Annotated in this window: 10 protein-coding genes; 4 read left to right on the forward strand and 6 right to left on the reverse strand. The window is 66.9% G+C overall.

Translation table 11 applies throughout. From position 1 onward, the window contains the following. Positions 1–34 precede the first annotated feature (34 nt). The 3 genes from nadC to nadA form a co-directional block, all read right to left on the reverse strand. Positions 35–889, reverse strand: a complete 855-nt coding sequence (gene nadC, locus ACFQU1_RS19965; RefSeq protein ID WP_378135934.1) for a carboxylating nicotinate-nucleotide diphosphorylase — start codon at positions 887–889, stop codon at positions 35–37. Between the two features lie 2 nt (positions 890–891). After that, complete coding sequence (locus ACFQU1_RS19970) at positions 892–2,472, reverse strand: L-aspartate oxidase (RefSeq protein WP_378135936.1); 1,581 nt, start codon at positions 2,470–2,472, stop codon at positions 892–894. A 183-nt stretch (positions 2,473–2,655) separates the two neighbouring features. Beyond that, positions 2,656–3,732 (reverse strand): quinolinate synthase NadA, encoded by a 1,077-nt coding sequence (nadA, locus tag ACFQU1_RS19975; protein ID WP_378135938.1) that lies wholly within the window; start codon positions 3,730–3,732, stop codon positions 2,656–2,658. Positions 3,733–4,119: 387 nt separating this feature from the next. Here nadA and ACFQU1_RS19980 point away from each other — a divergent pair, with 387 nt between their 5' ends. Beyond that, entirely contained in the window at positions 4,120–5,355 is a 1,236-nt protein-coding gene (locus ACFQU1_RS19980; RefSeq protein ID WP_378135940.1) for an MFS transporter, read from the forward strand. 129 nt (positions 5,356–5,484) lie between these two features. Continuing rightward, positions 5,485–6,084, forward strand: coding sequence for an NAD(P)H:quinone oxidoreductase (wrbA, locus tag ACFQU1_RS19985; RefSeq protein WP_378135942.1), 600 nt, complete (start codon positions 5,485–5,487; stop codon positions 6,082–6,084). A gap of 178 nt (positions 6,085–6,262) precedes the next feature. On the opposite strand, the gene ACFQU1_RS19990 is transcribed toward wrbA, so the two are convergent. Continuing rightward, the gene (locus ACFQU1_RS19990; RefSeq protein WP_378135945.1) at positions 6,263–7,261 is read right to left on the reverse strand and encodes an L-threonylcarbamoyladenylate synthase; all 999 of its coding nucleotides are present in this window, start codon (positions 7,259–7,261) and stop codon (positions 6,263–6,265) included. A 78-nt stretch (positions 7,262–7,339) separates the two neighbouring features. On the opposite strand from ACFQU1_RS19990, the gene ACFQU1_RS19995 reads away from it, so the two are divergent. Then, entirely contained in the window at positions 7,340–9,118 is a 1,779-nt protein-coding gene (locus tag ACFQU1_RS19995; protein WP_378135947.1) for an acyl-CoA dehydrogenase, read from the forward strand. A gap of 151 nt (positions 9,119–9,269) precedes the next feature. After that, positions 9,270–10,265 (forward strand): magnesium/cobalt transporter CorA, encoded by a 996-nt coding sequence (gene corA, locus ACFQU1_RS20000; RefSeq protein WP_378135949.1) that lies wholly within the window; start codon positions 9,270–9,272, stop codon positions 10,263–10,265. Positions 10,266–10,394: 129 nt separating this feature from the next. On the opposite strand, the gene ACFQU1_RS20005 is transcribed toward corA, so the two are convergent. Beyond that, the gene (locus ACFQU1_RS20005; RefSeq protein WP_378135951.1) at positions 10,395–10,673 is read right to left on the reverse strand and encodes a hypothetical protein; all 279 of its coding nucleotides are present in this window, start codon (positions 10,671–10,673) and stop codon (positions 10,395–10,397) included. Positions 10,674–10,841: 168 nt separating this feature from the next. Continuing rightward, on the reverse strand, positions 10,842–12,251 hold the full coding sequence (locus tag ACFQU1_RS20010; protein ID WP_378135953.1) for an FAD-binding oxidoreductase: 1,410 nt from the start codon (positions 12,249–12,251) through the stop codon (positions 10,842–10,844). Between the last annotated feature and the right edge of the window lie 19 nt (positions 12,252–12,270).

Here is a 12,270-nt window from a genome sequence, read left to right on the forward strand (position 1 = left end):
GCGCGCGCGCGAAAAGGCGGGGCTTTCGTGTCCGTCACCCCACGGTCACGTCGAGGCCGAGGTCCATGACCGGCGCCGAATGGGTCAAGGCACCGACCGAGATCATGTCGACGCCCGCTTCCGCGATGGCTTTGACCGTGTCGAGATTGATGCCGCCGGAGGCCTCGGTCAGCATGCGCCGATCGATCATGGCGACGGCCTCGCGCAGGACATCCGGCCCCATATTATCGAGGAGGACGGCGTCGGCGCCCTCGTCGATCACCTCGGCAAGCTGGGCGAGGGTGTCAACCTCGATCTCGATCTTCACCATATGGCCGACCGTCGCCTTGACGGCGCGGAGCGCGGCGGCGATCGAGCCGGCAACCGCGATGTGGTTGTCCTTGATCAGCACGGCATCGTCGAGGCCGAAGCGGTGGTTCATGCCGCCGCCGCAGCGGACCGCATGTTTCTCGAAGGCGCGCAGGAGCGGCGTGGTTTTCCGCGTGTCGACGATCCGCGCCTTGGTGTGGGCGACGCGCTCGACATAGCGGGCGGTGAGCGAAGCCACCCCGGACAGACGGCCGAGAAAATTGAGCGCCACGCGCTCGGCGGAGAGGATGGAGCGGGCAGGCCCCGCCACCCGCGCCACGACGGTGCCGCGTTCGACCTTCGCGCCGTCGGCAACCTTTGCCTCGAAGCGCACTTGCCCGTCGATCTGGCGGAAGGCCTCTTCGGCCAGGCTGAGGCCGGCGATCACGCCGGGGCCACGCGAGGCGATGACGAGTTCGGCCGGTCTGCCCGCTGGAATGCAGGCCATGGTGGTGATGTCGCCGGCGCGGCCGAGATCCTCGGCCAGCGCACGCGCCACCGCGTCCTGCACCAGGAGGGGATTGAGGGGAAGATCGTGCATGGTCATGCTCCCGCCGCCTGCCGTTGTGGAGCGCCGAGCTCGGCTGCGGTGACCGCCTCGAGCGCTTTGAGCGTGGTTGTCGTGCGCCGCGCCAAGGCGGGCTGAGGCGTCGGATAATCCGACCGGTAATGGCCGCCGCGGCTTTCCTCGCGCAAAAGCGCGGTGCCGGCGACGAGAAAGGCGGCTGTCGTCATATGGTCGAGCATCGCGCTTTCTGCGGCCGCGCCGAGGTCGACGATCCGGTGAAGCGCGCCGACGAGCCCGTCGCGTTCGCGGACGACGCCGACATGGCCCTGCATGGTCGCGCGCAGGGTCGCGATTGCGGCCCGGTCGCGCTCTGTCGGCAGGAAGGGAAGGGCAGGGCGGGGCGGTTGCAGCGCGCGGCGCGTGGACGCGAGATCGGCACCGGCGAGGTCCGCCGCCACCCGCGCGCCGTAGACGACGGCCTCGAGCAGCGAGTTCGAGGCGAGCCGGTTGGCGCCGTGCACGCCGGTGGAGGCGACTTCGCCGGCCGCCCACAGGCCCGGCAGCGACGTGCGGCCGTTCGCGTCCGTCATCACGCCGCCCATGTGGTAATGTGCTGCCGGCGCGATCGGGATCGGCGTGACGGCGGGGTCGATGCCAGCTGCCTTGCAGGCGGCGTCAGCCGTCGGGAAGCGCTCGGCGAAATGCGTGCCGATGGCGGCGCGCGCATCGATGAAGGCGCCGCGCCCGGCGGCGATCTCGGCGAAGACGCCGCGCGCGACGACGTCGCGGGGCGCGAGTTCCGCATCCGGGTGCAGCGCCAGCATGAAACGCTCGCCGGCGGCATTGATCAGGGTCGCGCCCTCGCCGCGGATCGCCTCGCTCGCGAGCGGCGCGGGATCGCGGCCGATGTCGATGCCGGTCGGGTGGAACTGCACGAATTCCGTATCGGCGATGACGGCGCCGGCCCGTGCGGCAAGTGAGAGGCCGATGCCGTTGGCATCGGGGGGATTGGTGGTGACCTTGTAGAGATGGCCGATGCCGCCGGTGGCGAGCACGGTCGCGCGCGCCGGAAAGAACTCCGGCCGCTCCGCCGCGCCGCCTTCGCCGCGGGCGAAGACGCCGGTGACGCGGCCGTCCGCGACGGCAAGATCTTCGGCGACATAGCCCTCGCGGACGGTGATCGAGGGCGTCTTGCGCACGGTCGCTATGAGCGCCTGCATCACGGCGCGGCCAGCGGTGTCGCCGCCGACGCGCACGATGCGTCGCGCAGAATGAGCGGCCTCGCGCGACTGCACGAGCCTGCCTTCGAGGTCGCGGTCGAAAGGCACGCCATAGGCGAGGAGCTCATAGATGCGCTCAGGCGCTTCGCGGGCGAGCGCCAGCGCCGCGGCTTCGTCGACGATGCCCGCACCGGCCGCAACCGTGTCGGCCGCATGGCTCTCCGGACTGTCGCCCTCGGCGATCGCGGCGGCGATGCCGCCCTGCGCCCAGGCCGAGGCGGCACCCTCGCCGAGCGGGCGTGGCGACAGCACGAGGACGGGCAGGGGGCTGAGCTTCAGGGCCGCGAACAGCCCGGCAAGCCCCCCGCCGACGATGACGATCTCGGGCTCGGACATGAGGTGCCTTTCCGGTGTTGGCGAGCCGGTTCACCTCTCCCCGCTTACGGGGAGAGGTCGGACGCGAAGCGGCCGGGTGAGGGGCTTCAAATCCCCCTCACCCTGTCCCTCTCCCCACATGCGGGGCGAGGGGACGCACCGCACGCGCGATTGCCCATCCTCGAGGGGAGGGTAGGGGCCCACTCAGCTCTTCAGATTGACCATCCGCTCCACGGAGCGGCGGGCGCGCTCGGCGAGCTCGGGCTCGATCACGACCTCCTCCTTCATGTAGAGCAGGCTGTCGAGGATCTTCGGCAGCGTGATGCGCTTCATATGCGGGCAGAGATTGCAGGGGCGCACGAATTCGACCCCGGGCGTTTCCGCCGCCACATTGTCGGCCATCGAGCATTCCGTGACCATGACGACCCGGCGCGGGCGCTTGGTCTTCACCCAGTCGATCATATGCGCGGTGGAGCCGGCGAAGTCGGCCTCGGCGATCACGTCCGGCGGGCATTCGGGATGCGCGATGATGCTGACGGACGGGTCCGCCTGGCGATAGGCGCGCAGCTCCTCGCCGGTGAAGCGCTCGTGCACCTCGCAGGCGCCCTTCCAGGCGATGATTTCGACCTTGGTCTGCGCGGCGACATATTTCGCGAGATACTGGTCCGGCACGAAGATCACCCGGTCGACGCCCAGGCTCTCGACCACCTGGACGGCATTCGACGAGGTGCAGCAGATGTCGACCTCGGCCTTCACCTCTGCGGAGGTGTTGACATAGGCGACGACCGGCACGCCGGGATAGCGCTCACGCAGCAGGCGCACGTCCGCACCGGTGATCGAGGAGGCGAGCGAGCAGCCGGCTCTGGAATCCGGGATGAGGACGACCTTGTCCGGATTGAGCAGCTTCGAAGTCTCGGCCATGAAATGCACGCCGCCCTGGACGATCACGTCGGCGTCGGTCTTGGTCGCGAGTTTGGCGAGCTGCAGGCTGTCGCCGACGACGTCGGCCACGCAGTTGTAGATCTCCGGCGTCTGGTAGTTATGCGCCAGGATGACGGCGTTGCGCTCTTTCTTGAGCGCATTGATGGCCTTCACGTAAGGCGCAAAGAACGGCCATTCGACCGGGGGGATCACCGTTTTCACACGCTCGTAGAGATGGGCGGTTTCCGCCTCCACCTCGGGCGTATAGGTGAGATCCGGCACGGCGATCGGCGCGAAGCGCCGCCCCTCCCGCTTGGGGGGCCGGGCGACGTCGAGCCGGGTTGCGAGATGTCCGGTCATGGCGTTTCCTTTTGCTCATTTTGAGCATATGTAGGTACGAAAAACATGCGACTACAAGCGTGGTCGCGAGCATTATGCTCATTTCGAGCATAAGGATTGTAGCATTCTGTCCTGGGCTTTTCCAGTGGCAAACAAATCGCGCGCATGCGGAGGATGCGCTGGAGCCATGCCCCTCGTGCAGGTACCGGCAACACTTCTGGCCCCCATTTATCGCATCGCGATCGGTGATGCGAAGCACAATGAATATTCATTATGGTGATGCGACCAGCTAAGAGTATGTTTTGGTCGGCGACCGCAGGCTGTCCCAATCCAGCTCGGGATAGCTGTGCTTCGTGCGGGTGCGAATAATACGGGTCGAATTCCCCAGGTCAGTCCGAGACAACGCTCATGGCTCAACCGTCTCTGTCCGCCGCGTCCCCGCGCCGATTATCGCCTGAGGCGATCGTGTTGGCGGGCTGTATCATCGCCGTCATCTCCTTCGGCCCGCGCGCCTCCGCCGGCCTCTTCCTCCTGCCGATGTCGACTGATTACGGCTGGGGGCGAGATGTCTTTGGGCTAGCTCTGGCCATCCAGAACCTGCTCTGGGGCATCGGCTCGCCCTTCGCCGGCGCCATCGCCGACCGCTTCGGCGTCGTGCGGGTGCTATGTGCGGGCACTGTGCTCTACATGGCCGGCCTCATTCTCATGACGCAGGCCGCAACCCCCGGCATGCTCGACCTCAGCGCCGGCGTGCTCATCGGTTTCGGCCTCTCCGGCTGCTCGTTCAATCTGGTGCTCGGCGCTTTCGGCAAGCTTCTGCCCGAGCGCTGGCGGCCGATGGCCTTCGGCGCGGGAACGGCGGCCGGGTCTTTCGGCCAGTTCCTTTTTCCGCCGCTCGGACATTTCTTCATCGAGAGCTTCGGCTGGCAGGCAACTCTGCTGATCTTTGCGGCGAGCCTCCTGCCGATCCTGCCGTTGTCCATGGCCCTTGCCACCCGCGGCACGGACACGGTCGGGGCTGTCGGTGCGGCAGCCGGGCAGTCGATCCGCCAGGCTCTGTCGGAAGCCTTTCGCCACCCGAGCTATGTGCTGCTCGTGCTCGGCTTCTTCACCTGCGGCTTCCAGCTTGCCTTCATCACCGTGCATCTTCCGGCTTATCTGGAAGACACGGGCCTGCCCGCCTGGGTCGGTGGCTGGACGCTCGCCGTCATCGGCCTCGCCAATATCGCGGGCTCGCTGTCGGCTGGCTGGCTGTCGACGCGCATGCCCAAGCGCTGGCTGCTTTCGATCATCTATCTCGCCCGCTCGGTCGTCACGACGGCTTTCATTCTGTTGCCGGCATCGCCGGCGGCGGCGATCACCTTCGGCCTGCTGACCGGCTTTCTCTGGCTCTCGACGGTGCCGCCGACCTCGGCGCTCGTTATGTTGATGTTCGGCACGCGCTATATGGCGATGCTGTTCGGCTTCGCCTTCTTCTCCCATCAGGTCGGCGGCTTCCTGGGTGTGTGGCTGGGCGGCGAGCTTTATGAGAGCTACGGTTCCTACGCGATCGTCTGGTGGCTCTCGGTTGCGCTTGGCATCGCCTCGGCTGCCATCAATCTGCCGATCAAGGAGCAGGCCGTGGTTCGCCCGCAGCCAGCTTAGCTCAAGACTTATTGTTTGCATCCCTGCAAGCCTTGGCTTGCAAGGATGGCGCTCGCATTGCGCCCATGAGCGCGTATCTGTGGTATGGGAGCCGTGCTTCACGGTTCGACAGGTTACGGAGCTCCATCGATGGCGAAAGTTCTCGTCCTTTACTATTCCTCCTACGGGCATATCGAAACGATGGCCCAGGCAGTGGCCGAAGGCGCGCGCGAGGCGGGAGCCGAGGTGGCCGTGAAGCGCGTGCCCGAAACGGCGCCGGAAGAGGTCGCCCGCGGCGCGGGCTTCAAGCTCGACCAGGCCGCGCCCATCGCGACCGTGGCCGAACTCCCCGAATATGACGCCATCATATTCGGCGCCCCGACGCGCTATGGCAGCGTCGCCTCGCAGATGCGCGCCTTCATCGACCAGACGGGCGGCCTGTGGATGAAGGGCGCCCTCGTCGGCAAGGTCGGCTCGGTCTTCACGTCGTCTGCCACCCAGCACGGCGGTCAGGAATCGACCATCCTCACCTTCATTCCGACGCTCATGCACCACGGCATGGTGGTCGTAGGCCTGCCCTACGCCTTCGCCGGGCAGATGGGCCTCGAGGAGATCAAGGGCGGCTCGCCCTATGGCGCCTCCACCATTGCCGGTGCCGACGGCAGCCGCCAGCCTTCCGCCGTCGAGCTCGAAGGCGCGCGCTACCAGGGCCGGCATGTGGCGAGCATCGCCGCCAAGCTCGCGCGGTAAATCTGACTTACAGTCGCGTAAAGCCGCCGCATAGCACCCCGCCGTACCCCCCTTAACGGCAGGGCTTCACATATCAGCGGCGGGCGCTGGTTTACCTCTCCCCGCAGGCGGGGAGAGGGGACGCGGCTGCCTCGAGCGATCACTTCACATGAAGGTAGGATCAACTCGCGTTGCGTTATCACCGCGGTGCGGCGGCACGGCGCAGGCGATCATTGATCGCCTCGCCAAGCTCCTCCTGCGGAACCGGCGTCGCCGCAATTGCCGCCGCGCCGGTGATGTCGAGCCGGCGCAGATAGGCGAAAAGATTGGCGGCGGCTTCGATGAGATCGCCGTCCTCGCTCAGATTGAGCACAACCGAGGCCCCGTCGATCCCGGCGGGCCGCTCCCTCCCGAACAGCAAGACCGCTTCACCAGGTCTTATCTCCCTGGCATCCATTCTGAGCTGCGCCCGCGGCGCATAATGCGAGGCGAGCATGCCCGGTCCCTGCGGGGCATCCGGCACACTCTCGGGAGCATCGGCGAGCGGCATCCCGACAACCCGCTCGATCGCACCGCGCGTGATGCCGCCCGGCCGCAGCAGCCGCGCGACGCCGCCGAGGCAGGCAACGACCGTCGATTCCACCCCGACCACCGTCGCCCCGCCATCGACGACCGCAGCAATGCGGCCGCTCAAATCCGCGAGCACATGCTCCGCCGTCGTCGGGCTGACGCCGCCCGAGCGATTGGCCGAGGGCGCCACGATCGGCCGCCCGACGTCGCGCAGAAGGTCGAGCGCCACGGGATGGGCGGGAACCCGCAGGGCGATGCTCGTGAGCCCGGCCGTGGCGAGCGCCGATACGGGGCAGCCGGGGGCTTGTTCAACGACGAGCGTCAGCGGTCCCGGCCAAAAAGCCTCCGCCAAGGCCTCCGCAATCGGGTCGAAGCCACCGAGCCGGCGCGCCATCGCGACGTCGCTCACATGGGAGATGAGCGGATTGAAGGCCGGGCGCCCCTTGGCGGCATAGACGGCCGCGACCGCTTCGCCGTTGGTGGCGTCACCGCCGAGGCCATAGACCGTCTCCGTGGGGAAGGCGACGAGCCGGCCGGCGAGCAGGAGCTCGGCAGCGCGCGCCATACCCACCTCGTCTGGCCGCAAATGTTCCGTCGCGGCACGGGTCGCCGTTGATCGCTCTGTCATTATCGTAAGGGCTATCGTGTTATGAGGGTGGGGCTTACGCGCCCGCGTGAGCGCCCGTCAAGCAGGGGTAGCGCCACCATGACGATCTATCGCGCGCCATTGGCCGATATCACCGCCGCCATGCGCCACGCCGCGGGCCTCGACGCGGCCTTGGCCGAGGGACTTTACGGCGATTTGACCGCCGAGGACATCGCAGCCGTCCTGGCCGAGGCCGGCAAATTCGCCGAGGAGGTGATCGCCCCTCTCAATCGTGTGGGCGACCTCCAGGGCGCGCGGCTGGTCGATGGCGGCGTCGTCACCGCCCCCGGCTGGAAGGAGGCCTACACGGCCTGGGCAGCTGCCGGGTGGAACGGCTTGCCAGCGCCGGAGGGCTGGGGAGGGCAGGGCCTGCCGATGATCGTGCAGGCTGCCTGCCTTGAGATCTGGAACGCTGCCTCCATGGCCTTCGCCATCGGCCCGGTGCTTACCGCGGCCGCCGTCGAGGCGCTCGTCGCCCATGGCACGGATGAATTGCGGCGGCTCTATCTGCCCAAGCTCGTCTCGGGCGAGTGGATGGGCACGATGAACATGACGGAGCCGCAGGCGGGCTCAGACTTGAGCACGCTGGCGACACGCGCCGAGCGCGCCGGCGACGGCACATACCGCATCAGCGGCCAAAAAATCTTCATCACCTATGGCGAGCACGATCTCACCGAGAACATCGTCCATATGGTGCTCGCGCGCTTGACGGACGCGCCGCCCGGCACGCGCGGCATTTCCCTGTTCCTCGTGCCGAAATTCCTGGTGAACGCCGACGGCAGTCTCGGCGCGCGCAACGATCTCCACTGCCATTCGCTCGAACACAAGCTCGGCATCCACGGCTCGCCGACCTGCACCATGATCTTCGGCGACGCGGGCGGCGCCACCGGCTATCTGGTCGGCGAGGAGAATCGTGGCCTCGCCTGCATGTTCACCATGATGAACCATGCGCGTCTCGCGGTCGGACTCCAGGGCGTCGGCGCCGCCGAGCGCGCCTACCAGCAGGCGCTTGCCTATGCGCGCGAGCGCCGGCAGGGGCGGCTGCCGCATAGCTCCTCGGACAGCCCGCCCACGGCCATCATCCGCCACGCCGATATCCGCCGCATGCTGATGACCATGAAGGCGCTCACCGAAGCGGCGCGGTCTATCTGCTATCTGACGGCGATCGAGATCGATCGCGCGCGGCTCGCGAGCGATTCCGATATCCGCCGCCGCGCCAATGAGGCGGCCTCGCTGCTCACGCCGGTGGCCAAGGCCTTTGCCACGGATGTCGGTTTCGAGGTGGCTTCGCTCGGCATCCAGGTGCATGGCGGGCTCGGCTTCATCGAGGAAACGGGCGCCGCCCAACATCTGCGCGATGCGCGCATCGCCATGATCTATGAGGGCACGAACGGCATCCAGGCCATCGATCTCGTCACCCGCAAGATCGGGCTGTCGGGCGGCACGGCGATGCGCGCGCGCATCGCGGCCATCCGTCGCACGGCGGTGCGACTGCTGACGGAGGGCAGTCCGGCTTTCGGCAACGCCGCGGCGCGCCTGCGCAGTGGCGCCGAGAGCCTCGACCGCGCGACCAGCGCGGTGCTCACCTCCCTTGCCAACGACCGTCTCGACGATGCGCTGGCGGTCGCGACCCCCTATCTGCGCCTCTTTGCGATCGTCCAGGGGCTGGCTGCCCTCGCCGATACGGCGCTCGCCGCGGAACCGGAGGAGGCCATCGCGAGGGTCGCGCTTACCCGGTTCTTTGCGGAGGCCATTGCAGTCGAGGCCGCCGGGCTGGAAGCGACTGTCATGGCCGGGGCAGGGGGACTGGCCGGCGCCGAGGCGGTATTGGGCAACTGACGCCGTGCCACGTTGACCGCGCGCCGACGGTCGCCTACAGCGGCGGTGGTCACGGAAGGTTCATTCCCAAGCTCCTAATGCTGGACGGCGGCGGCCCGGTCGGCTGCGCCGGCTCGCCCCACACGTCCACCGGATCTCGTCGGGAGAAGCCATGCTCATTGCCTATAAGGCTCCGCCGGAGCGTGTTTCCGGCAGGGACATGCGGCTCGATCGCCAAGTCGTCTCCCCCGATGACGTCATCGTCCCCGGCACGCTGTGGCTTGATCTCGTTTCTCCGACGAACAGCGAGGAGGCTCTTGTCGAGCAATATCTCGGCATCGAGGTGCCGACCCGAGAGGACATGGAGGATATCGAGCCGTCGGAACTGCTCTATGTCGAACACGGCGCGCGCTATATGACGGCGCGCCTTCTCTTCAACGTGGCCGCCGAGCCGCAGATGACGGGTGTCACCTTCATCCTGAAGGACAATGCGCTCGTGACGGTGCGCTATGACGAGCCGAAGGCCTTCGCCATGTTCGCCAATCGCGCCTCCCGGCCCGGTGGCTGCGGGCCGACGGCCGAGGCAATCGTCGTCGGGCTCTTCGAGACGGTCATCGATCGCGCGGCGGAGGTGCTGCAGGGTACGGCCGACCAGATCGACCGAATTTCCAAGGAGATCTTCGAGAAGGAACCTGCCAGCGTGCGCCGGCGCAGCGACTATCAGGAGACGCTGCGTTCGCTCGGACGCTACGGCACGCTGATTTCGATGAGCCGCGAAAGCCTTGTCTCGATCGAGCGGGTTCTGTTGTTCACCTCGGCGAGCTATCGGACCGCCAAGGCGCCCAAGGAATTGCGCGAGCAGGTGCGCACGACGTTACGCGACCTGCAGTCGCTCGAAGAGCATGCAACGTTTCAGGCGAACAAGATCCAATTTCTGCTCGACGCATCGCTCGGCCTCGTCAATCTCGAGCAGAACAACATCATCAAGCTCTTCTCGGTTATGGCGGTGGTGTTCATGCCGCCGACGCTGATCGCGTCCATCTACGGCATGAATTTTCAGTTCATGCCGGAGCTCAACTGGCGCCTGGGCTATCCCATGGCGCTCCTGATGATGGTGGCCGCCGCTATTGCGCCCTATCTCTTCTTCCGCTGGAAGCGCTGGTTGTAGAGCAGGCCGTAGCAGCCGTAGATCGAGCGTCGAACTTCGTGTTTTTGCAACGATTTGCCGGCAAATCCGGAATCAATGTCGCCGAGGTGGCGCCGGTGAATCAAGATATTCGAGATTCGACCTAAGCCCTTAGCGTGGCTTGCAGATTCTGGTGGATCGGCAGAGCTGCGGGCCTTCGAGTTCCGAGTGAGCGAGGTGCTCGGTGCAGAGCTTGCGCGGTGGAAAGCCCTTGCCGGGCGATATCATCGCGCAGCTGCTGACGACCTCCCGCACCGGCCGCATGACGGGCTGACAGACGCGCTCCATCCGGCAGCTCACTTTCTTGGACGGCGTGGACTGGGCCGCCTCGCCGGTCGATGCGCCGGCGCAGGTCAAGGCCGCGATCGCGACGATACGCAACATACTCATGGGCGATATGCTTACGCGCGAACTACTCACCGGCGAACTCCTGAGCAGCCCAGTGGTCAGGCTGGGCTACGGGAGGTCGAGGCTAGTCGCGGGGTGCCAGGCGGACGCGGGAACACGCGCCAAAATGCACGCAGTTGGCGAATCGGGGCGGCTATAACGATCGGATTATTAAAGGATTACCCCGGGATTCAGCAGATTCTTGGGGTCGAGCGCGGTCTTGAGGCTGCGCATCAGATCCATCGCGACCGGGTCCTTGACCCTCGGCAAGGCGGCCCGCTTCAGCCGCCCAATGCCATGTTCGGCCGAGATCGACCCGCCGAGCTTGAGCACGACGCCGTGCACCAGCGCGTTCACTTCGTCCCAGCGGTCGAGAAAGGCCTGCTTGTCCGCCCCGACAGGCTGGCTGAAGTTGAAATGGACATTGCCGTCGCCGAGATGCCCGAAGGGTACGGGGCGAACGCCCGGAATGAGCGCCTCCACCGCCGTGTTCGCCTCGGAAATCAGCGTCGGGATTGCGGCGATCGGCACGGAAACGTCGTGCTTGATGGAACCGCCCTCGCGCCCCTGAACCTCCGACAGGGCCTCCCGCAGCTTCCAGAGGTCCTGGCGCTGGTCGAGCGAGGCGGCGAGTGCTGCATCGGCGACGAGCCCTTCCTCGAAGGCTGCACCGAGGCAGTGTTCGAACCGCGCGTCGAGATCGCCCTCGATCTGCGAGGACAATTCGATCAGCGCGTACCAGGGATGGGCGTCGGCGAGCGGATCGCGTGTGCCGGGGGCATGGCGCAAAACGAGCTCCAGGCCGAAACGCGACATGAACTCGAAGGTCGTGAGGCTCGCGCCGATCTCCGATTTGATCTTCGCGAGCAGCGCAACGGCCGCCTCCGGCGAGGGCATCCCGCAGAAGACGGTGACGCGCTGGCGCGGCAGGGGAAAGAGCTTCAGCACCGCCCCGGTGACGATGCCGAGCGTGCCCTCCGAGCCGATGAAAAGGCTCTTCAGGTCATAGCCGGTATTGTCTTTGCGCAGCTTGCCCAGACCGTTGAGGACACGCCCGTCGGCCAGCACCACCTCCAGGCCGAGCACGAGGTCGCGCATATTGCCATAGGCGAGCACGGCGGTGCCGCCGGCATTGGTCGCGATATTGCCGCCGATCGTGCAGGAGCCTTCGGAGGCGAGCGAGAGCGGAAAGAGCCGGTCGACCGCAGAAGCCGCGTCCTGGGCTTTGAGCAGCGTGACGCCCGCATCGACGGTCATCGTGTCGGTCAGAACGTCGACCTCGCGGATCCTGTCGAGGCGCTGCAGCGACAGGATGATGGCCGGGTGGTTCGCCTCGGGTGTCTGGCCGCCGACCAGGCCGGTGTTTCCCCCCTGCGGCACCACCGCGATGCCGTGCTCCTGCGCGAGGCGCATGACCGCGGCGACCTCCTCGGTCGAGCCGGGGCGCACGATAGCCCTGGTCGTTCCGTGAAACAGGCCGCGCGGCTCGTGGAGATAAGGCTCCATATCCTCGTGGGCCGTCACCACGGCGTTCGCACCGACGATAGCCTTCAGGGCATCGATCAAAGCTTCGTTGTCCATCGCGCGACCAAGGCTGCTC

Source organism: Chelatococcus sp. GCM10030263 (assembly GCF_042666455.1).
GTDB lineage: Bacteria > Pseudomonadota > Alphaproteobacteria > Rhizobiales > Beijerinckiaceae > Chelatococcus.